This is a genomic window from Allobosea sp. AAP35 (assembly GCF_001295925.1).
Taxonomy (GTDB): Bacteria; Pseudomonadota; Alphaproteobacteria; order Rhizobiales; family Beijerinckiaceae; genus Allobosea.
This window is the reverse complement of the sequence record NZ_LJHQ01000038.1, coordinates 65,864-86,571: the sequence shown is the minus strand read 5'-3', so window position 1 is coordinate 86,571 and position 20,708 is coordinate 65,864. Positions and strand designations below refer to the sequence as shown.

16 protein-coding genes and 3 pseudogenes are annotated in these 20,708 nt (G+C 61.3%); 9 read left to right on the top strand and 10 right to left on the bottom strand.

Annotated features, from left to right (window positions below; translation table 11 throughout):
• Positions 1–76: 76 nt before the first annotated feature.
• A complete protein-coding gene (locus tag IP69_RS13625) occupies positions 77–970 on the top strand; it encodes a LysR substrate-binding domain-containing protein (protein WP_054143368.1) in 894 nt (297 codons plus the stop codon).
• A gap of 90 nt (positions 971–1,060) precedes the next feature.
• On the opposite strand, the gene IP69_RS13620 is transcribed toward IP69_RS13625, so the two are convergent.
• Complete coding sequence (locus IP69_RS13620; protein WP_197279871.1) at positions 1,061–2,437, bottom strand: GGDEF domain-containing protein; 1,377 nt, start codon at positions 2,435–2,437, stop codon at positions 1,061–1,063.
• A gap of 249 nt (positions 2,438–2,686) precedes the next feature.
• On the opposite strand from IP69_RS13620, the pseudogene IP69_RS22405 reads away from it, so the two are divergent.
• A pseudogene (locus IP69_RS22405) lies at positions 2,687–2,967 on the top strand (IS5/IS1182 family transposase); the annotation flags it as partial.
• Between the two features lie 490 nt (positions 2,968–3,457).
• Here IP69_RS22405 and IP69_RS21455 read toward each other — a convergent pair.
• The 6 genes and pseudogenes from IP69_RS21455 to IP69_RS13590 all read right to left on the bottom strand — a co-directional run bounded on the left by IP69_RS21455 (position 3,458) and on the right by IP69_RS13590 (position 10,618).
• On the bottom strand, positions 3,458–3,862 hold the full coding sequence (locus IP69_RS21455; protein WP_082359311.1) for a MucR family transcriptional regulator: 405 nt from the start codon (positions 3,860–3,862) through the stop codon (positions 3,458–3,460).
• A gap of 436 nt (positions 3,863–4,298) precedes the next feature.
• Positions 4,299–5,645 (bottom strand): globin-coupled sensor protein, encoded by a 1,347-nt coding sequence (locus tag IP69_RS13610; RefSeq protein WP_054143365.1) that lies wholly within the window; start codon positions 5,643–5,645, stop codon positions 4,299–4,301.
• A gap of 212 nt (positions 5,646–5,857) precedes the next feature.
• Complete coding sequence (locus tag IP69_RS13605) at positions 5,858–7,693, bottom strand: methyl-accepting chemotaxis protein (RefSeq protein WP_197279869.1); 1,836 nt, start codon at positions 7,691–7,693, stop codon at positions 5,858–5,860.
• An 868-nt stretch (positions 7,694–8,561) separates the two neighbouring features.
• Positions 8,562–8,909, bottom strand: a pseudogene (locus IP69_RS13600) (transposase); the annotation flags it as partial.
• Positions 8,910–9,141: 232 nt separating this feature from the next.
• Positions 9,142–9,333 (bottom strand): annotated as a pseudogene (locus IP69_RS21450) (SPFH/Band 7/PHB domain protein); the annotation flags it as partial.
• Between the two features lie 328 nt (positions 9,334–9,661).
• Positions 9,662–10,618, bottom strand: coding sequence for a LysR family transcriptional regulator (locus IP69_RS13590; protein WP_054143363.1), 957 nt, complete (start codon positions 10,616–10,618; stop codon positions 9,662–9,664).
• Positions 10,619–10,773: 155 nt separating this feature from the next.
• On the opposite strand from IP69_RS13590, the gene IP69_RS13585 reads away from it, so the two are divergent.
• Positions 10,774–11,199 (top strand): hypothetical protein, encoded by a 426-nt coding sequence (locus tag IP69_RS13585; RefSeq protein WP_054143362.1) that lies wholly within the window; start codon positions 10,774–10,776, stop codon positions 11,197–11,199.
• Between the two features lie 161 nt (positions 11,200–11,360).
• Complete coding sequence (locus tag IP69_RS13580) at positions 11,361–13,772, top strand: transketolase (protein ID WP_054143405.1); 2,412 nt, start codon at positions 11,361–11,363, stop codon at positions 13,770–13,772.
• Positions 13,773–13,962: 190 nt separating this feature from the next.
• On the opposite strand, the gene IP69_RS13575 is transcribed toward IP69_RS13580, so the two are convergent.
• The 3 genes from IP69_RS13575 to IP69_RS13565 all read right to left on the bottom strand — a co-directional run bounded on the left by IP69_RS13575 (position 13,963) and on the right by IP69_RS13565 (position 16,286).
• A complete protein-coding gene (locus tag IP69_RS13575) occupies positions 13,963–14,268 on the bottom strand; it encodes a hypothetical protein (RefSeq protein WP_054143361.1) in 306 nt (101 codons plus the stop codon).
• 100 nt (positions 14,269–14,368) lie between these two features.
• The gene (locus tag IP69_RS13570) at positions 14,369–15,163 is read right to left on the bottom strand and encodes a hypothetical protein (RefSeq protein ID WP_054143360.1); all 795 of its coding nucleotides are present in this window, start codon (positions 15,161–15,163) and stop codon (positions 14,369–14,371) included.
• Between the two features lie 19 nt (positions 15,164–15,182).
• Positions 15,183–16,286: a hypothetical protein gene (locus tag IP69_RS13565; protein WP_156323450.1), complete on the bottom strand. Its 1,104-nt coding sequence runs from the start codon at positions 16,284–16,286 to the stop codon at positions 15,183–15,185.
• A gap of 475 nt (positions 16,287–16,761) precedes the next feature.
• On the opposite strand from IP69_RS13565, the gene IP69_RS13560 reads away from it, so the two are divergent.
• The 5 genes from IP69_RS13560 (at position 16,762) to bfr (ending at position 20,561) form a co-directional block, all read left to right on the top strand.
• A complete protein-coding gene (locus tag IP69_RS13560; RefSeq protein ID WP_054143358.1) occupies positions 16,762–17,796 on the top strand; it encodes an aspartate-semialdehyde dehydrogenase in 1,035 nt (344 codons plus the stop codon).
• Between the two features lie 173 nt (positions 17,797–17,969).
• Entirely contained in the window at positions 17,970–18,899 is a 930-nt protein-coding gene (locus IP69_RS13555; protein ID WP_054143357.1) for a DMT family transporter, read from the top strand.
• A gap of 276 nt (positions 18,900–19,175) precedes the next feature.
• Positions 19,176–19,697: an iron response transcriptional regulator IrrA gene (gene irrA, locus IP69_RS13550; protein ID WP_197279867.1), complete on the top strand. Its 522-nt coding sequence runs from the start codon at positions 19,176–19,178 to the stop codon at positions 19,695–19,697.
• On the top strand, positions 19,694–19,981 hold the full coding sequence (locus IP69_RS13545; protein ID WP_197279865.1) for a (2Fe-2S)-binding protein: 288 nt from the start codon (positions 19,694–19,696) through the stop codon (positions 19,979–19,981). Before irrA ends, IP69_RS13545 begins: the two co-directional genes overlap by 4 nt.
• 94 nt (positions 19,982–20,075) lie before the next feature.
• On the top strand, positions 20,076–20,561 hold the full coding sequence (gene bfr / locus IP69_RS13540; RefSeq protein ID WP_054143355.1) for a bacterioferritin: 486 nt from the start codon (positions 20,076–20,078) through the stop codon (positions 20,559–20,561).
• The last annotated feature ends 147 nt before the right edge of the window (positions 20,562–20,708 follow it).

The following is a 20,708-nucleotide window of genomic DNA, read 5'->3' as shown; positions in this document are numbered from 1 at the left end:
TCTGCCTTGAGGACGAAGCGGCCTCATGGGGTCCGCGTTTGATCACGCGCCATAAGGACAGACAGGCTATACATCGATGGACCTGCGTCATCTCCGGTACTTCGTCGCAACGGCCGAAGAGCTGCATTTTGGCCGGGCCGCAGAGCGGCTCCATATCGCGCAGCCCGCGCTGAGCATCCAGATCAAGGCCCTGGAGGAGATGCTGGGGGTCCAACTCCTCAACCGGACCAACCGAGTGGTGACCCTGACGGAGGCTGGCCGGTTGTTCCTCCGGGAGGCCCGTCGCACCCTTGAACAGGCACAGCATGCAGCGGTCGTGGCCCGCCGGGCAGGGCGGGGCGAGATTGGCCGCATCGAAATCGGCTACTCCGCCGATGTTTCCTATTCCGGGGTGCTTTCAAAAACCCTGCGGGAGTACCGGCGCCAAATGCCCGACGTCGAGCTTGGGCTGCATGAACTCCACCCGAGCACTCAAGTCGCCCAATTGCTGGAAGGCAGGCTCCAGATCGGCTTCCTTGCCAGCTTTATCGGGAGCCCTGCCTGGAAGCTGCCGCAGGAACTCGATGCGATCCGGCTGATGGAATGGCCGCTGCGCATCGCGCTTCCGGTCGACCATCCCCTCGCGCGGCTCAGCCGGATTCCGCGTGAGGCGCTCGCCGATGAACCCTTCATCCTCTATGTCGGGTCGGACGTCGAGCAGGATCGCTCATTGGTGCAGTTGACGCTCGGATTTGCGCCGCGCGTCGCCCATGAGGCGCGCAGCGGATTTTCGCTCATCAGCCTCGTCGGCGCAGGCCTGGGCGTGGCCATCGTGCCATCGTCGGTCAGTTCCATCAGCATCGGCGAGCATGTGGTCTACAGGCCCATTTTGGGTAACACCATTCAGGTCGGCACCGAGATTGTCTTCCGACGCGATGTGGAGGACCCGGCTGTTCTCAACTTCCTGAAGATGGTCCGCGTCGAGTCATAAGCCCTTAATGTGGCGTGATCGACTGCAGACGCTTCCTAGCACCATCCCACCCAATGGAAACGGTACTCCATGGCATGCCGGGGGCTTCCGTTAAGCTGATCCCACCTTTTTCTCGGCGCGAGCGCTCCTCGCATTGCGCAGCGCGAGCGCGGCTCGGTCAATCAGATGGCGTGGATCGGGGTGCCCGTCATACTCCGTCACCCCAGTACTGAGCGAATTGTTAAGAGTGGACTGGCCGTTGATCTCGAAATGAGTTGCGGCGTAGCCCTGCACGAGTTCGTGTGAAAAGGCCGCAGCTTCTCGGGCATTTGTTTCGACGCGGATGATGAGGAATGTCTCGCGGCCCATGCTGAACACCGAGTCGCTCGACCGCACCGAGTTGAACAATATGGCCGCCGTCTTTTGTACGACGAGGTCGGCGCCTGACTCGCCCAGCCGAGCCCGCAGTTCCGCAAAGTTGTCAATCTCGATCATAATTAGTGAGAATGGGCGGCGTGAGACGCTTTGCAGGGCAATTTCGCGGGAGACTGCTGTGCGAAGGAAGCGGCGATTTATAAGCTGAGTCAGCGGATCCTTTGTGCTCCCGATCTCGATAGATCGGTCGAACAGTATGGTCAGCATTGCGTTGATTCGATCGATGTGGTGCTTGATTTTCTGCATCAGCGCCAGCCGGTCTGCATGACTGTGGCTGTCATAGGCAAGATCAACGAGGCCGTCCACAGTCACGACACCTTCAGCGATCAAGGCGTATTCGGAGTACTGTTCAAAAAACAATTTCGCTCTGTGTAAGACCCAAAGTCCGAACTCCGACTGACCCAAAAGCAGCCTATCTTGCGGTTCACTTGGAATGTGCACCGCGAGGAATACATCTTTCGCCCAGTCCGCCAGAACCGCCTTTTGGCGCTCGCGTTCGGCCAGAAAATCTTGGCCTATTGAGAACTGGCGCAGGGCTTCGCTAGAGCGCGCGCTTCGCTCCGCACCTTGGATAGAGGCCGCCGTCATCACTCCCAGGGCGACATCGAGCAGAATCCCCACATAGTTGACCGCCTGCGCGATCTCTCCGCGCGGCAACCGGGCATGTTTGAGACTGCCGTGGATACCTCGCTTGATCTCACGCATCCCATGCATTACCAACAGCGTCGGAACCTGGATCCGCGCATGCGCTGAACCAATTTCCAGCTGGCGGCGCACGGTCTGCGCTGCCTTTACGCTTTCTCCATGGAAGAGATCAATCACCCACTTTGTTAGGGCAGTTTGCAACCGCTGGCTCACGAGCTCATGATCGAGGTAAAATCGGGCCTGTGATATTTTCAGCAAGGAACGATAGAAAAGCTTGCTTGAATCATCAGCTGATTGTTTCACTATAGACGCAACCATCTTGCGAGTAGATACGGGCGTATTATCGATTATTTGTCTAATTTCTTCTTCTAGTACAAATAAATATTCTTCACTGAGAGGATTATTCATCATTAATTCTCTGAGCCGGCGAGCCACAATACATTGTTATTTAACATTGGTTGCCTCAACTTTTGTTCAGCCGATCTCGTCGAAAAATTCGACCGCGTCCAATATATTTTTATTCGATCTATGATATCGAAACCCATATCAATCACGAATTTGGTGTCCTGTGATTACGTCTACGATTTCGACACCTGCCCTAGCGGGAAGGAGCTCCACCAGTATCGTCGCCCCTTTAGCATCTACCTCGAGGGCGTCGAACCTGAAGGCTTCATGCGCTACCGCGTCAGCAAGCTCGACTGCGACCTGCTCGCCGAAGCCGCAGAACTGCCCCAATACGCCGGCCCGCAACTCGATCCACGAGGGCGCCCGCGACATTATCAGGGACGTCGCGCGAACCGACGCCTATGTCGTCTCGCGACGAGAGCGGAAGAAGGTCGAGATGCTCTTCGTTCATCTCACTCGCATCCTGGAACTCGACCGCTGCGCCTGCGCGGTTCCAACGGCGCCAGAGCGGAGTTTTCGCCGCAGCAGCTTAAAATATTAGGAAGCTCGCCCAGCTCCTACTCAATGGATTGAAGATGAGGGCGGTGTGAACTGCAACGCCCCCGCAGGCAAATCGCAGTTCGTGATCGCTCCCGAACCCGAGTTTTTCAACGGTATCGGCGCAAAGAGCCGCGATGATGATTGTCATCCTCGATCGGCTTGAGGAGGCCGAGATCTAGATTAATGAGCCGTGGCAATAGACGACGCTCAAGCGTACCAGAAAGCTTCCGAAATATACCTTTCGGCTTCGTGGGACAGAGGCCGAGGTGAGACAAGTGCCGCCTCTTTATCAATCCGCTGCGATTTCAATCTGGCTATTTTCGCTTTGCGAGCTCAAGTTTCTCTGTATCGGACATTAGTCTTGCCTGTACAGAAACGCGATTCTGAAATCGAGAAAATGCGTTAGCCGCATTGATACGGTGTTTCGTTTTTATGGTCATTTTTCCAGCCATCCAAATTTGCTGCGCGCTTGCTTTTCGATGATTATTTCCTGAGTTTGTGTCCCAAGCCAATTGATCTTGCCAAAGCAGAGCGCGCCTCAGAATAGTCCGGGGCGACCGTCGGATAATCAGAAGGCAGGCCCCATTTCTTGCGGTACTCAGCCGGCGTCAGGCCGTAATTGTTGCTTAAGTGACGCTTCAGCGATTTGAACGACTTGCCGTCCTCGAGGCAGATGATTGCTTGGGGAGTGACCGATTTGCGGATCGGAACGGCTGGAACTAGCGGCGCGGCTGCCGGCGCTTCGGGCTCGCCGCTGAGCTTCGACAGCGAGGCATAAACGCTGGCGATCAAATCGGGAAGATCACGATGCGAGACACTGTTATTTGCTACGTATGCGGCCACGACATCTGCAGCCAGTTCAACAATATTTGAATGGGTTTCAGCCATATCTTCCTCTAGTTTTTGCAGCCCACGCCCATACATGGATCACCGCGGCCTGATCGCAGAGTAAAACCGCCAGAGTTTAGCATCAAGCTCAACGAAACATCCGCTGCGACGCGCTTCGAGCGTGACAGACGTTCATGGCAGCACGTCGCGATGTCTGCCGTCCAGTTTCCCAAATCATGAGCTGGGTGGCATTGAACGTCCAGCTCTGCAGTTCTTCGACATAGCAAAGGCATGTCCCCACACGCTGCGCAGGAGGCTCCATTGCCTCGGCATCTGAGCAAAATCGGATAACATCGTCGAACGAGGGCGAGGTGAGCGCCGGTACCGAAGCAGCGAATGCCGCGGCGCAAAATAATAGAGCGAACAATTTTGGGAAGTTCATTCCGGCATCACGATTCGGCTTGGTGGTGGTCACTCAGGCGACGGCGGCATAAGCTCACGCCGCTGCGACCCTGGAGAGGAAGCTAGCGACCTCGAGACGTAGCTGATCGGCCTGGGTGGTCAGGTCAGCTGCGGAAGACAAGACTTGCTCGGCCTCCACGCCCGTTGTCATGGCTGCTCTGTTGACGCCCGATATGCTGAGAGAAACGCTTGCAATCCTGTCAGACATCGCCTGTACGATAGAGGCAATCTTCTGTGTCCAAGCGCCGTGCTGGCGAATGGCTAACGAGATCGCTTCGGAGCTGACGTTAATCTGCTGTATGGTATTCGTCATTTCGTGTATGCCTGATGACGAGACCTCGACTGCGGATCTCATCTCATCTATTTGCGTACGAATCGCAGTAGTGGCGCGGGCCGTCTGCTCAGCTAGTAACTTTACTTCTCGCGCTACGACTGAAAAGCCCTTCCCGGCATCCCCAGCCCGAGACGCTTCGATCGTGGCGTTTAAAGCCAGTAAATTCGTCTGACCGGCAATGGCATTGATAAGGTCTGCAATGGTGCCGATCTTTTGCGACGCGCTGGAGAGTTTTTGCATCCTGTCGACCGTTGCTCCGGTGATCTTGGCCGCTTTGATCGCCACCTCGGTCGAAGTTAGCAACTGCCTGTCGATTTCAATGGTTGCAGCCGCCATCTGCTCTGCCGCGTCTGCGAGCGATCGGATGTTGGCTGAAGCCTCAGAGGATGCGGAAGCGACTGAGCCTGCCTTAACGATGGGCTCCTTCGCAGTGCTCGCCAGCCCCAATGCGGCAACTTGAAGTAATTCGGCCGAGACGGACACCGAGGATACAATCGCGCCGACCGTGCCTTCGAACGTCCCGCCCAAATTTTCGAGCAACGCGCGCCGCTCCTTGCGGCCCGCTTCGATATAGGTGCCAATGACATAATCGACGTCGAGCATCGCGACCTTGGTAACTGCTTGCTGCAGCCGATTTACGCTATGCCGGCGGCCGAAGCCAAACAGGCCTCGCGGATGCCTGTGTGCAATTAAGTCGGTCAACCGCGCGAGGACGAAACTGTATCCGCCTATATACCATTTTGGCTCGAGGCCGATACGGCTATGCGTTTCTCCGACTCTCACCACGGCAGTAACATAGCTGGCATCGAAACGTCCCTCCAGCAGACGTTCCCAATGGCGAAGCTGCATATCCTTTGCGTGTTCGATGTGGGCACCGTCCTTGAAGAATTGTGCGGATTCGGGCCGAGCCTCGATATGCTTATAAAACATGCTCAGAGCAGTTGGGATGAGCAAAAGAAGAAAAGGCTTTGCTTCGCGAACTATCTTTGTGGTTTCCGCGTCGATTCCATGAAACGCTAGGCGCTCGGTTATGCAATCGTTGGGCATTATAGGCCCTCGGGAAGAATGTTGTTTTATCTTGAGAGAAAATCGGGCGCCGCTTAACGCCGAGAGTGTAATTTTTCAATTACGGCGAGTTAAGAGCTATTTGACCTGCGGGAGGCCGTCATCGCGCCCCGTCAGGCCGATCGACGGAGTTAGGGGTCCGCTCATTACCGAGGCCGCCTGCTGGACTGTCGGGATCGCGCGTTGCCCGTGTCCTAAAACTCGTGCCAGCCCGATGAAACGTGCGCGTTGGCAAGCCTCCTGAGCGGCGGCTGGGTTGTGGCGCTGGAGGCGGGGGGGCAAACGAGCCGACTGGTGAATGCTGCGCTCACCTGCCGCTGCAGACCAATCGGGCTTAACGCTTCCGCAGAGCCGCCCGCTTCGGTTCGATATCCGGCCACAAGTAGGTTGAGCTGCGCGATGCGATCGGCCAGGGCGTTGGCCGAAGCCGCGCTTTCTTCCGCGAGCGCCGCATTGGACTGCGTCATCTCGTCGAGATGAGCCACCGTCTGGCTCATCTCGTCGATGCCATTGGCCTGTTCGCCTCCCGCCGCTGAAATCTCGGCAATGGTCGAGGCCACCTTTCGAGAGGCATCGAGGATGACAGTCAAGGATTCGCCAGCCTTGCGTACGAGCTTGACGCCCTCGCTGACCTCCGCGTTCGAGGAGGAGAGGAGGGACGATATGTCCTTGGCGGCTTCGCCGGAGCGCTGGGCCAGGGTGCGGACCTCGCTCGCCACGACCGCGAAGCCCTTTCCGGCGTCGCCTGCACGTGCCGCCTCCACCGCTGCGTTCAGCGCCAGCAGGTTCGTCTGGAACGCGATGTCGTCGATCACACGGGTGATCGCCTGGATCTTCTGAGAGGCATCCTCGATGCGGGCCATCGCCCTCACGGCCTCTCCCGCGATGTCCCCGCCCGATTGAGCGGCGACCGTGGCCTCCGAGGCAAGGGTTGCCGCGTTACGGGCATTGCTAGCCGATGCCTTCACGCTGGCGGCCAGCTCCTCCGTCGTTGCCGCCGTCTCTTCGAGGCTGGAAGCCTGTTCCTCGGTCCGCTTCGACAGATCGTCCGCACCTATCGAGATTTCCTTGGCTGCGGTATCGATCCCCTGCGCTGCGACGGCGACCTGGCCGACGATGTTAGCGAGGGTGGCGACGAGCTGGTTGACGCCTTCGCACAGGGCGGCGTTCTTGGCGTTCAGGTTCTCAAGCGGGATCCTGCAGGTCAGGTCGCGAGCCTTCGCGGCTGCGACGACCGTGCCGACTTCTGCGATCGCGAACTCCATCTGGGCCTCGTTTTCTTTGCTGGCCGTGATGTCGGTCGCGTATTTCACCACCTTGGAGGGCGCGCCCATCGCGTCGAGGATCGGGTTGTAGCTTGCCTGCAGCCAGACGACCTTGCCACCCTTGCCGATGCGGGAATAGCGGCCCTCGTCATACTCGCCCCGCCTAAGCTTCTCCCAGAACTGCATGTAGTTAGGGCTGGAGCGCTCTTCGTCTCTGACGAAAATACGATGATGCTGCCCGACGACCTCCTCGAGCGCGTATCCGGTCACCGCCAAGAAATTGGTATTGGCGTGCAAGATCTTGCCTGTCAAATCGAACTCGATGACTGCCTGGGCCTTGTCGAGGGCCGCGAGTTGACCCACCATATTGGCGATATCCGCCTTGTGAGAAGTGATGTCGGTGGCGAATTTCACCACCTTCTTCACCCGACTGCCTCGGTCGATGACGGGCGTATAGACGGCCTGGAGCCATAGGCGCGCGCCTCCCTTTCCGATGCGCAGGAACTGGGCCTGGATCGCCTCGCCGGCAGCCAGTCTCGGCCAAAACCCTTGATAGTCTGGGCGGGTCCGCGCGCCAGCTTCGACGAAGATCGAGTGATGCTGGCCCACGATCTCGGCCAGCGAGTAGCCCATGGCCGCGAGGAACAGGTCGTTTGCCCAAAGGATTTTGCCCGAGGGATCGAACTCGATGACCGCTTGGGTGCGCCTGATCGCGGCGGCCTCCGCGGAAAGGGCGCCCGTGTTCATAAAATGGCGAAACGACATTTTAGTTCCTCTCTCCACGATCGGCGCAACGGCCGCCTTGCATCCGTAACTTTTGTTAGGAGCGACTCGTATATCCAACATGAAATCGGCGTCGCTTTACGATAATGTAGAGTTGCCGCCTAGATAAATGCTTGAAATCTACGTTAAAATCGAGCACGTCGGCTCTATCGTCCACTGTGAAACAGCTATTTGCGATCATTAAATCGAACAAATGCGTACTGAATACTGGTATCAGAAAAATATCTCTTTTAACGTTCCATCTGATTTGGCTGCGCCCTCTTTTTAAACGACCGGACATCATTAATTCTGGATAATCGACTCCTCTCGTTCATTACAAACTAAATTAAAATTAAATTATGATTAACGTTTTATACATGATTGTTAATCGTAGAATGTGACACCGGAATTTTTCCGTTATCAAAAATAAAAATGGCCGTCGAGCCGGCATAAAATCTGGTGGATATAGATTTAGTATTTGCAATTATAGATTTATATTACGATATTTGAGATTTATATCGTTAAATTTAGAACTATTCAAGCGTAATTACATTGAAGGTTCGTTAATTTACAATTTAGCATTGATCCAAATATTTCAAAATATTGCGTTTAAATAATATCATTGTTGATCGCGATTATTTGATGGCGAGTTCTTGTAGGCCGGCAGATGGGGTTAAAAATGGCGTGCCGCGTCAAATGAAGGTAGGTTCGATTCGCTGAATTAACGATGTTGGCCTCATGCGACAGCGCGTGCGATGCAATCACGATGCAAGTTCGTATTGCCGCATTGGGTTATGTTCGACTTGGGTCATGTCCCTGATGGTGGTGTAGCTTCTCGGAGCCACCACGATGCCGGCTTTGGCAGGGCTGGTCAGGCGGCCACGGCTGGCAGGCTGACGATGGGATCATCGCTGATCGGCGCGATGCTTTCCAGCCTGACGTAGCGAGCGGGCTGGACGGCCCATTCGTCGTTCTGTTCGAGCAGGATGGCGCCGACGAGCCGGGTGATGGCGGCCTCGTTGGGAAAGATGCCAACGACCTCGGTGCGGCGCTTGATCTCGCCGTTGAGGCGCTCCAGCGGGTTCGTGGAATGCAGCTTGGCGCGGTGCTGCGTCGGGAAGGTCATATAGGCGAGCACGTCGGTCTCGGCTGTGTCCATCAGGGCGGCGAGCTTGGGGACCGTCGGCCTCAGCTGGTCGGCGACCCTGCGCCATTGCTGGCTGTGCGCCGGTGATTTTCGGGCCTCACATTGCCAAGACCGGCAACGAGATCGCCTGAAACTGACCTTGGCTCGGCTTAGGCCCAACCTTCAGCTGCTTGACCGCGAGCCTCACCGCGGGGTGCCTGGAAGCTGACGTTCCACACGTCGGCTGTGGGCCAACATTTCCCATTGTAATGACATAGGCAGTCCGCCGAGGACGCAGATGCATGGCTGACAATAGTGACCTTGACATGTTCACCTTGTGCCCGATGCGATCGATATAGGGCACGATCAGGTTGAGGCCGGCGCTCAGCGTGCGCGAATAACGGCCGAAGCGCTCGACGGTGTAGTTGTAGCCCTGCGGAACCGTCTTAACCAGGAAGGCGATGGTGATGACGACCAGCATCACCAGCACGATGACGAAAATGCTGAAGCCAGACAGCGTGTTCATGCGAGGCGTCCCTTCTCAGATCGGGCGGCGCGCCGCCCCGCTAGCCGCACCGTTAAGGGCACAAAATCAACGACGCAATCGGTCAGATGCCGATTGTCCGGGCTGATGGTACCCCAGCGAAAAACGGATCGGGGTACCATCACGCCGCAAAACAGCGATCAATCGACCGAGGTTCAGTCAAGCTCAATTCTGTATAAATATTATGAAATATGCTTGTCCCGAACGCTTGTGTTCGCTTATTTGACGTGCTGTCGGACAATAAATTTCATGTCTTTGTTCAGATTGATGACGCGGGCTTCCATGCCCAAGCCGGTCGTCGTCATCGCATCAACGGAATATCTTCGATCGCGATGTAATCATCCCGGAAACACGGCCAGCGCCGTGGGTCGAACATGCTCTTGATCCAGCCGATCGCTGCGGCGACCCCCTGGTTCTGGCGCAGATCCCCCCGGTATGTCAGCCAGATGTCCCTGTGGTTGCGCAAGGGTAGCCCGACAGGGACGACGCGATTGCCGAAGGCCACCGAGTAATTCGGCAGCACGCCGATCCCCAGCCCGTTTTCAATGGCTGAAATGGCCCCGCAACTGCCCGACACTTTTGCCGCGATCTGAACGGACCGAAGTTCGCCAGCCAGATTGGTCAGGTGTCCGCGATCGACGTGGCCATCCCGCTGCTCGACGAAACGGTGGTTGCGAAGCGCCTCGACGGTCTGGGGCGTGCCATGGCGCGCCAGGTAATCGGCCGAGGCAAAGAGTTCAAAGTGCATCCGACCGATCTTCACGGCCATGATGTCTTGCGCCGTCGGCGGCGTCATCTGGATCCCGAGATCGCTATCGAACCGCAGGATATCGGCAACCTCGTTGGACACACGAAAATCGATGCCGATGGTTGGGTGCAGCTGCTGAAAACTCGCAGCGTTCGGGATCAACCAGTTCACTCCCAGCCCCTGGGTGACCGTGATCGAAACGAACGTGCGATCCGCGCGCTGCTCTGCAAGCAACCGCCCGAGATCGTGGACAGGAACAAACATGGCCTCCACGACGCCGAGCACGCGTTGACCCAGCAAGGTCAGGGACATGCCCTCGGGGACGCGGTTGAGCAATCGCCCGCCGAGTGCCTTTTCCAGATCTGCCATCCTTCGAAACAAGGTCGCGCTGCTGACACCGCCCCGAGCCGCAGCCTTGCGGAGGCTCCCCTCTCTCGCGACAAGGATGAAGAGGCGAAGATCATCCCAGGGAAGATGTTCAAGTTGGGCCAGATAGGTCAGCTTATCCATAACCATCGGCTCAGTCGGCATAGGCATGGGCATAGGCTGTTTCATCTGGGGATCACCTCGGCAACAGAGTGAAACGATATTCTTAATAATTATGACTGTCCTGCGGTGCTTTTGTTTGTCGACACAACGCAACCGGCTTCGCGAATGGTGTGGCGATGGTGACGAACAAGACTCTCGAAGGCATCGATCGTCCCGTCCAGGGGTGGATCAACTGGCAGCAAAAGACCCTGTCGGACTGCCAGGCCCGACTCGCAGCGGCAGATGCTGGGAGGATCGGCCAATTGAAGTTGCTTGCGGCGGCGCTGGAAGCATTGGAGCCGCATCATCATCTGCTTGAGGCTACCGGGATGGTCTATTCCGACGGAAGCCCGGAGCTGCGATGGCACCGAGCCTATGACGCGCCTTATGACGCCGTGGCCGCACGCCACGGCATAGCCCTTTGCGAGAAGGCAATGTCGGCTGGCGAGTTCGACCGCCTGAGCCCGACCAAGACATCGGCGGCTCGGCTGTTCTTCTGGTTTGGGGGGACCAAGGCGCGACACGATCTTGACGGTTCAAAGGAGCGATCGCAGCCTGCCTGACACGGGTTTTCAGGCGGCGCGGTGCTGGCAAGGCCCGTTGCGACGGTGCCAATCCGCTCCGATCACGCCTGATGCATGATGATCTGCTGGATCACGGCCGATTGCGGTTCACTCCGCCGGCCGATTTCGTGCATGATCGGTGCCTTGCTGGAGCCCTGTCGATGTCCGATCCGCGTCTGCCCGAAGATACCCGCCTGCCGGTTCTCGCCGAGCTGGAAAAGAAGATTCTCTGGCTGGCGTCATGGACGATCCACCACGCCAACCATCTGCGCGAGAGCGGCGACGGCATGAAGGTCGGCGGGCACCAGGCCTCCTCGGCCTCGCTGGCGACGATCATGACGGCGCTCTACATGGCGGCGCTGCGGCCCCAGGACCGCGTCGCGGTGAAGCCGCATGCTTCGCCGATCTTCCACGCGATCAACTATCTGATGGGCTTGCAGACCCGCGAGAAGCTGGAGAATTTTAGGGCCTACAAGGGCGCGCAGAGCTATCCCTCGCGGACCAAGGACATTGACGACGTCGATTTCTCGACCGGCTCGGTGGGCTTAGGCGTGGCGCAGACTCTGTTCTCCTCGCTGACGCAGGACTATGTCCGGGCCCATGGCTGGGGGCTGAACCGGCCGGAGGGCCGCATGGTCTCGCTGATCGGCGATGCCGAGCTCGACGAGGGCAACATCTTCGAGGCCCTGATGGAGGGCTGGAAGCATGGCCTGCGCAATACCTGGTGGGTGATCGACTACAACCGCCAGTCGCTCGACGCGGTGATCCGCGAGGGGCTCTACGACCGCTTCGAGACGATGTTCCGCAATTTCGGCTGGGATGTCGTGACGTTGAAATACGGCTCGCTGCAGCAGGCGGCCTTCAAGGAGCCGGGCGGCGAGCGTTTGAAAGTCTGGATCGATTCCTGCCCCAACCAGCTCTATTCGGCGCTGACCTTCCAGGGCGGTGCGGCCTGGCGCAAGCGCCTGATGGACGATCTCGGCGATCAGGGGCCCGTGACGAAGCTGATCGAGAGCCGCACCGATGCCGAGCTCTCGAAGCTGATGTGCAATCTCGGCGGCCACGACCTGCCTTCGATCCTGGAAGCCTTCGAGGCGATCGACCATGATCGGCCGGTCTGCTTCCTCGCCTACACCGTCAAGGGCTTCGGCCTGCCGCTCGCCGGGCACAAGGACAACCATGCCGGGCTGATGACCAAGGAGCAGATGGCGGGTTTCCAGAGCGCCAATGGCGTCCGGCCCGGCCATGAGTGGGATCTGTTCGAGGGGCTCGCCCTGCCCGAGGACGAGGTGCGCGCCTTCCTCGATCAGGTGCCCTTCTTCGCGGAAGGCCGCCGCCGGCTGACCGCGCCGGTGCTGCCGGTGCCGGCGAAGCTCGAGGCCGGCATCCAGCCGGTGATGTCGACGCAGATGGGCTTCGGCAAGATCCTCGACGAGATCGCCAAGGCGGGCGGGCCGCTCGCCGACCGCATCGTCACCACGGCGCCCGACGTCACCGTCTCGACCAATCTCGGCCCCTGGGTGAACCGGCGCGGGCTCTTCGCCAAGGCGTCGATGGCCGACACCTTCAAGGACGAGCGCATCCCCTCGATGCAGAAATGGGAGTTCTCGCCCAAGGGCCAGCATGTCGAACTCGGCATCGCCGAGATGAACCTGTTCATCAATCTCTCGGCGCTCGGTCTCTCGCATGCGACCTTCGGAGAGCGGCTGATCCCGATCGGCACGCTCTACGACCCGTTCATCTCGCGCGGGCTCGATGCGCTGAACTATGCCTGCTACCAGGATGCCCGCTTCATGGTGGTGGCGACGCCGTCGGGCGTGACGCTGGCGCCCGAGGGCGGCGCGCATCAGTCGATCGCGACGCCGCTGATCGGCATGAGCCAGGACGGGTTGTGCGCCTTCGAGCCGGCCTTCGTCGACGAACTCGCCGTGATGATGCGCTGGTCCTTCGATTATCTGCAGAAGGATGGCGAGGGCGATCCCGACGAGCGGACCTGGCTGCGCGACGAGACCGGCGGCTCGGTTTACTTACGCCTCTCGACGCTGCAACTCGAACAGCCGCAGCGCGTCATGACTCCCGAGCTCGAAAGCGAGATCATCGACGGGGCCTATTGGCTGCGGAAGCCCGGCCCCAATGCCTCGGTCGTGATCGCCTATACGGGCGCTGTGGCCGCGGAGGCGATCAAGGCGGTTGGGCTTCTCGGCGAGGACCGGCGCGATGTCGGCCTGCTGGCGATCACCTCGGCCGACCGGCTCAATGCCGGCTGGCAGGCGGCCGAGCGGGCCCGCCAACGCGGCAACCACCGCGCCACCAGCCATGTCGAGCGGCTGCTGGGCGACCTCTCACGCGATTGCGGCATCGTCTCGGTGATCGACGGCCACCCTGCGACCTTGGCCTGGCTCGGCAGCGTGCATGGCCACAAGCAGAAGGCGCTCGGCGTCGAGCATTTCGGCCAGACCGGGACGGTTGCCGACCTCTACCGGCATTTCGGCATCGACGCGAATGCGATCGTCCATGCCGCGCAGGCGGCGGCGCCGGGCCGGCCGGTGCGCTATCTGAAGGCTTTGCCTTGAGGGTTTGGCCGTGACCGCTTGACGGTTCGCTTCCAAACCAAACCGTCATCCCGGACGCAGCGAAGCGGGGCTCCGGGATCCATCATAGGGCACTACGGCGCTCTATGATGGATCCCGGGGCAAGCCCGGGATGACGGTGGTGTCTGTTAGACGCGGCCGAGTGCTGGACCCGACCTTATCGATCGCTTGCTCAGAAGCGCGGCGTCTCGAAGGTATTCGCGAAGGGGTTGACGCCGGCGCCGATGCGGCCGGGCAGGGTGTCCTCGCCATAGAAGCCGCCGAAGCTGGCATAGGCGGGCGTCGCGCTCATGTGCTGGCTGGCGTAGCGGTTCAGCGAGCCGACTGGCACGACGTTGCCGAGGTCGAAATAGCTGCGCTTCTGCACGGTCACGCGCAGCGGGCCGCGGCGGTTCTGCGCCTCGGCGAAGGAGACCATCACGGTCGACGCCGCGACCGACAGGGCAAACACGGCTGCAAGGCGCTTGAACGAGGACATGATGGGCTCCGGGGACAATGATCGTCTGATCACAATGTGGGGCTGAAACGGTACGACGGAAAGATACCCCAGCGTAGTTAATGAACTTATCAGTGCCGTGTCAGCGGGCCCAGAGCGGAAAGGCCTCGCCCGTGTCGCCCCTCATGCGGACCACGCCGCCATTGCGGTCGCGGATGACCTGTCGCGTGCCCGGCTGGTAGAAGCTCGCATGGCTGCATTGCGGGGCATTGCCGGCTCGGGCCGCCAGATAGGCGACCGCCAGCGACGGGGTCTTGCCGGGCTCGATCCGCAGCTTGTCGATCATGCAGGCGAGGGGGCCGGCATCGGCGGTCTGGGTGCCGGGCGCGCAATAATACCCGCCCAGCGCGAATTCGGAGGTCTCGAAGGCATTGCGGAAGATGATGCAGGTCCGCATCCGGCCGTCGTTTTCGCGATAATAGATGTCGCGGCCGCTGAAGCGCCCGTATCGCGTGGTCATGGTGTAGTGCGGCCCGCCGACGCGCGGGCGGAGCACCTTCAAGGGCGCGAATTGCCAGAACATCGGCGTGGTCAGCGTGAAGGGCACGGCGCTGTCGCTGCGCTCGGCCAGGATCATCGCCGCGAAGGGTCCATCCGTGCCGGGGCCGCCGAACTGCAAGCCCTGCTCGCGCCCGCGGAAGGGACTCGTCGCGGTGACTGACGTCGATCTGAGCATCGCGAGCGGCTCGGGCGCCCAGGTGAAGGCGGGCTTGCCATGGCCGATGGTCGGGACGAAGCCCGAGAGCCACCAGCCGACCAGCAGGATGGCGAGGAAGACGCCCGCGCCCAGCGCGAGGAAGAGGAAGCGCGCGGTTCCCATCGCGACGCGGCCGGTGGCGCCGAATGCGGCGATGGCCTGAGAGCGTGTGTCGGACATTCCAAGCCCCTCCCTGCAGTCAACGCCGCTGGTTCCGCTTGCCCTGAACGACAGCAGCGCTCTTCGTGCGCAGAGCCGGCGTTGCTCCGTCCGCGTCGAGCCAGAAGACCTTGCGGCCACTCGCCGAGAGGCGCGGCGGGGCGCAAGCCGGCTGACGGTTCAGTTCGGTACGGGCGAAGGCGGTCCGCAAGGCGCGGTCGTCGCCGGCATTGAGCAGATCGATGCGGTCGATCAGGCAGACGAGCTGCTGCCGGTCGGCCGGCTTGTCGCCACCGCACCACCAGCCGCTCATCGACAGCGGCAGCGCGCCGGCTTCCATCCGAAAGGCGATGCAGGCGCGCGTGGTCTGGCCGTCGCTTAGCGTCGCATCGGCGGTCTCGACCGGGCCGAAGCGGGTCTGGATTGCGGCCGGCAGGCTGCTGCGCTGCACCGACAGGGCGCGCGCGGCGGCCTCGCGCACCAGCGCGATGATGAAGGGGCGGGAGAGCTCGTCGCGGTCATGTTCCACGCTGAGGCGCAGCAGCAGATGCGGTTTCGGCTCGGTGAAGGCCGCGAAGCGCAGCACATCCTCGCGCTGGGCGCCGTCCTGGCTGCGGCGTGCCTCCAACGTCGCGGAGCCGCGGTCGAGTTCGGGCGACTCCAGCCCGAAAATGGGGATCGGCTTGGTGATGGTGACCCAGTTCTCGCGGCTGCCGAGGCTCGGGCGCGGTTCCTGACGGACGTCGCGCACGGGGCGGGCGTCGGGCTCCGGGGGCAGGGTCAGGCTCGCGATCGTCACCTCGCTCCCGGACGACAGGGTCGTGACCAGCGTGGCCGCCAGGCCGATGCCGGTGGCGGCCGCGACGCTGCGCCAGACCAGCCCACCGGTGAGGCGCAAGGCCCGGACCCGCAGCAGGAGCCGCAAATGGCGCAAACCGGAAAGGCCGCGCCAGAGATAGCCGAACCCGACCTCGATACCGTCGGCGAGGCGGATCAGGACGGCGGCGAAATCGACCGCTTTCAGGCGCGCCCAGACATGGCCCAGCCCTGACCGGGCATCCCGAAGGACGGGCCAGGAGAGCCTGACCCGGTCGCGCAGACGCGATGCGATATGACCTGACACGACCCCGAACCCGTGTTCCACGCGGCTTTCCAACCGCGTCTTCGTCCTCACCCGCGCCCACGGTGACGGCTACCAGGTCAGCTTCCGGTTACCGGGCCGGGGGAATCGCGAGGCAGCGTGAACGGCCGGTCAAGAAGCAGGGTTAATGGGCGGGGGCCGGGGCGAGGTAGGCGTTGGTGCGGGCGTCGGACCAGGCGATGATTGACTTTTCGCCGCCCAGGGTGTTCTCACAGCGTCGTGTCATGGGAGCCAAACACGCTTGCATGGCGCCGCGAAGCTTCAGCCTTTTCGGGATTGGCCCTGTGACTGTCCGTCTCACGACGAAACGCACGACCAAACCGGCGACCGGGACCACCGGCACGCCGCGCTGAATTTCGCCTCGGTTCCGGGCCCCTCTCCCCCCGGCGGGGGCATGATGCCGGGCTAAGCCTCACGATCGAGGCGTCCGGTGCCCAGGGGGAGACGAAACCGGCTTCATCCGAAAGGAACACATATCATGAGCTTCAAGGTCGCGATCGTCGGCGCCACGGGTAATGTGGGCCGCGAGATGCTGGACATCCTGGCCGAGCGGGCCTTCCCGGTCAGCGAAGTCGTGGCGCTGGCCTCCTCGCGCTCGATCGGGACCGAGGTCTCGTTCGGCGACAGGACGCTGAAGTGCAAGTCGCTCGAGCATTACGACTTCTCCGACACCGATATCTGCCTGATGTCGGCCGGCGGCGAGATTTCGAAGGCATGGTCGCCCAAGATCGGCGCCCAGGGCTGCGTCGTGATCGACAACTCCTCGGCCTGGCGCATGCACCCCGACGTTCCGCTGGTCGTGCCGGAGGTGAACGCGGCTGCCGTCGCCGGCTTCACCAAGATGAACATCATCGCCAATCCGAACTGCTCGACCGCGCAGCTCGTCGTCGCGCTAAAGCCGCTGCACGACAAGTATGTCGTCAAGCGCGTCGTCGTCTCGACCTATCAGTCGGTTTCCGGCGCCGGCAAGGAGGGCATGGACGAGCTCTTCAACCAGACGCGCGCCGTGTTCTCGGCCGGCGAGGTCGTGACCAAGAAGTTCCCCGCCCGCATCTCCTTCAACCTCATTCCGCAGATCGACGTCTTCATGGAGGACGGCTACACCAAGGAAGAGTGGAAGATGATGGCGGAGACCAAGAAGATCCTCGATCCCAAGATCAAGCTGACCGCGACCTGTGTGCGCGTTCCGGTCTTCATCGGTCATTCCGAGAGCGTCAACATCGAGTGCGAGAAGCCGATCACGGCCGACGAGGCGCGCGAGGTGCTGCGCGCCGCGCCGGGCATCCTGGTGATCGACAAGCACGAGCCCGGTGGCTACGCCACGCCGCATGAGGCGGCCGGCGAGGACGCGACCTATATCTCGCGCATCCGCGAGGATGCCACTGTCGAGAACGGGCTGGCTTTCTGGTGCGTCTCCGACAATCTGCGCAAGGGTGCGGCGCTGAACGCGGTGCAGATCGCCGAGGTGCTGATCAACCGCAAGCTGATCCAGCCGCGGCAGAAGGCGGCCTGAGGCAGGCTGCTTCGACATGAGTGAATGAGGCGGGCTTCGCGGCCCGCCTTTTTTGTTGGCGCCCGGCGGTTGGCCGCATGCGGGCCGTTCGTTCTTTGCGCAACGGGGCAAGGCGGAATGGGTTAGGCTGGCTTTGGTCAGACGCGCTCAAGACGTCGGGAAACGCCGCCTCCTTGCCAAACCTGCCTCATCCCGAGCCGACGCGCGTGCCGCCAGGGCCGGCCCTGTCGCATCGTCGCGATGCGCCGCTGCGTGCGATCGGCCTGGTCCTGGTGACGGGGATCTTCTTCACCGCGGCGGACGCCGCCTCCAAGGTGCTGACGGCCGATATGTCGGCCGTGCAGGTGATCTGGCTGCGCTACGGGACCTTCGCCGCGATCATGCTAGCCATGGTCTGGCGTGCGGGTGGGGCGCGCGTCCTGCGCACGCAGCGGCCGGTGCTGCAGATCCTGCGCGGGCTGGGCGTGACCCTGTCCTCGATCCTGTTCACACTGGGCCTGCAATATCTCCCGATCGCGGATGCGACCGCATCGAGCTTCATCGCGCCGCTCTTCGTCACGGCGCTGTCGATCCCGATTCTGGGCGAGACGATCGGCTGGCGGCGCTGGTGCGCGACGCTGGTGGGGCTGACGGGCGTACTGATCGTCGTGCGGCCGGGCGGCAGCGGCTTCCAAAGCGCCTCGCTCCTGCCGGTGGCCTCGGCCCTATCCTGGGCCTTCGCGATGATCATCACCCGCATGATGAGCCGGACCGAGAGCCCGCTGACCACGCTCACCTATTCGGCGGTGATCGGATTCGTGCTCGTCAGCCTGGTCGTGCCCTTCATCTGGCAGCCGATGACCTGGCCGTTCCTGCTGCTAGGGCTGTTCATCGGTGTCTCGTCGACGGTCGGGCACTGGCTTCTGGTAACGGCGTTCCGTTATGCCGATGCCTCGCTGCTCGCGCCGTTCTCCTATCTGCAGCTGCTTTGGGCCTCGATCTTCGGCTATCTGCTGTTTGCGGTGCTGCCGGACAGCTGGACGCTGGTGGGCGCCGTCATCATCGCGGCGTCGGGCCTCTATACCGCTCATCGCGAGCGGATCAGGGCCAGAGCCCTGCGCTGAAGCGGGCGCCCGGCCAAAGGACGCGTGACGTCCGATGCGCTCGGCGCGCGCCCGTTATGCGCTGTCTGCTTCCAGCGGTGTCTGTTTGTGAATTTGCGGCGCGAGGACGGCATGCCGCAGCTCTCAGCGATTGACAGCGCCGTACGCATGCGACAAATATAGTAGTAATATCAGTAGTTTAGATGTTTTCTAAACTACGGGCCGGTCAAGCCGGCACTCTGGAAGGCGTGAGCGATGAGCGTTTTGTTCCAAAAGGATCAGCAGCCGCAGCGGGCCATGGCGGATCATATCCCCTGGCCCCAGAAAAGCCCTGCCTCCTGCCCGATCAATGCCGTGAAAGCACGGCTGCGCACGGCCGGCCTGCGGCCGACGCGCCAGCGCATGGCGCTGGGCTGGCTGCTCTTCGCCAAGGGCGACCGCCATGTCAGCGCCGAGATGCTGTATGAAGAGGCGCTGCGCGCGCGTGAGCCTTTGTCGCTGGCGACCGTCTACAACACGCTGCGCCAGTTCTCGGAGGCCGGCCTGCTGCGGCAGGTTTCGGTGTCGGGCCCGAAGACCTTCTTCGACACCAATGTCTCCGAACACCACCATTTCTACAATGAGGACGACGAAACCGTCGTCGATATCCCTGGCTCGACCATCCAGGTCGCCGGCCTGCCCGAGGCGCCCGAGGGGATGGTGATCTCGTCGGTGGAGGTGATCGTGCGGCTGCGCCGCGCCGACGGACAGTTCATCGAGAACCGCGCCAATGAGGGCGAGACGATCGAAAGCCGCCTGGCGGCCGGTCACCACGCATGATCGTCTGCTCCTGCAACGTCCTGTCCTGCCGGCAGATCAAGGGCACCATCGCTCCTGACGGCTCCGGGCCGCGGACGGCGGGAGAAGCCTATGACTGCCTGGGCTGCAGCCCCAGTTGCGGGCGCTGCGCCCGCGAGGTGCGCGCCATCCTGGCGCAGGCCCGCGCCGCCTGCATGACGCAGTGCGGCTCCTGCGCCGCGCGCGACATCGACTGCGCGGTCCATGTCTCCGTCGGCCAGATGATGGACGGGCTGGCCGTCGATGCCGACCGGGCCGCCGCCTGAGCGCATCCGCCGTCGGCTCGCCTTTTCGCTTCCCTTCCGGATTGCGACGCCCTACCTTAGCATCATTCTAATGTAATTGCCTGGGAGCGCCGCCATGAAGGGTGACAAGAAGGTCATCGAATATCTCAACAGGGGGCTCCGCTCGGAGCTCACGGCCATCAACCAGTACTGGCTGCATTATCGCATGCTGGACAATTGGGGCCTGAAGAGCATGGCGAAGCTCTGGAAGAAGGAATCGATCGAGGAGATGGTCCATGCCGACCGTTTCGTCGATCGCATCCTGTTCCTCGAAGGCTTCCCGAACCTGCAGACGCTCGACGCCCTGCGCATCGGCGAGAACGTCAAGGAGGTCATTGAATGCGACCTCAAGGCGGAAATCGAGGCGCGCGCGCTCTATCAGGAGGCCGCCGGCTACAGCCGCGAGGTCGGCGACTACCCGTCCGAGCAGCTGTTCAAGGATCTAATGGCGGATGAGGAAGGCCACATCGACTTCCTCGAGACGCAGCTCGAGTTGATCGCGCGCATCGGCCTGGAACTGTACACCCAGAAGCATGTGGGCTCGATCGACGAAGGCCACTGAGCCGCGCCCCCTGGGCGAGGTTTTGCCGAGCCGGTTCCGTCCTGCGGGGCCGGCTTCGTTATGGCGGCCGCGTGTCCGGCTTGATCGGGCCGTCGGCGGACAGGACTGGCACTCCGTCATCCCGGACAAGCGGCAAAGCCGCGCCGC

Coding starts and splice junctions, on each gene's coding strand:
- IP69_RS13625 (WP_054143368.1), top strand. CDS start 77: ATGGACCTGCGTCATCTCCGGTACTTCGTCGCAACGGCCGAAGAGCTG.
- IP69_RS13620 (WP_197279871.1), bottom strand. CDS start 2,437: ATGAATAATCCTCTCAGTGAAGAATATTTATTTGTACTAGAAGAAGAA.
- IP69_RS21455 (WP_082359311.1), bottom strand. CDS start 3,862: ATGGCTGAAACCCATTCAAATATTGTTGAACTGGCTGCAGATGTCGTG.
- IP69_RS13610 (WP_054143365.1), bottom strand. CDS start 5,645: ATGCCCAACGATTGCATAACCGAGCGCCTAGCGTTTCATGGAATCGAC.
- IP69_RS13605 (WP_197279869.1), bottom strand. CDS start 7,693: ATGTCGTTTCGCCATTTTATGAACACGGGCGCCCTTTCCGCGGAGGCC.
- IP69_RS13590 (WP_054143363.1), bottom strand. CDS start 10,618: ATGGATAAGCTGACCTATCTGGCCCAACTTGAACATCTTCCCTGGGAT.
- IP69_RS13585 (WP_054143362.1), top strand. CDS start 10,774: ATGGTGACGAACAAGACTCTCGAAGGCATCGATCGTCCCGTCCAGGGG.
- IP69_RS13580 (WP_054143405.1), top strand. CDS start 11,361: ATGTCCGATCCGCGTCTGCCCGAAGATACCCGCCTGCCGGTTCTCGCC.
- IP69_RS13575 (WP_054143361.1), bottom strand. CDS start 14,268: ATGTCCTCGTTCAAGCGCCTTGCAGCCGTGTTTGCCCTGTCGGTCGCG.
- IP69_RS13570 (WP_054143360.1), bottom strand. CDS start 15,163: ATGTCCGACACACGCTCTCAGGCCATCGCCGCATTCGGCGCCACCGGC.
- IP69_RS13560 (WP_054143358.1), top strand. CDS start 16,762: ATGAGCTTCAAGGTCGCGATCGTCGGCGCCACGGGTAATGTGGGCCGC.
- irrA (WP_197279867.1), top strand. CDS start 19,176: ATGGCGGATCATATCCCCTGGCCCCAGAAAAGCCCTGCCTCCTGCCCG.
- IP69_RS13545 (WP_197279865.1), top strand. CDS start 19,694: ATGATCGTCTGCTCCTGCAACGTCCTGTCCTGCCGGCAGATCAAGGGC.
- bfr (WP_054143355.1), top strand. CDS start 20,076: ATGAAGGGTGACAAGAAGGTCATCGAATATCTCAACAGGGGGCTCCGC.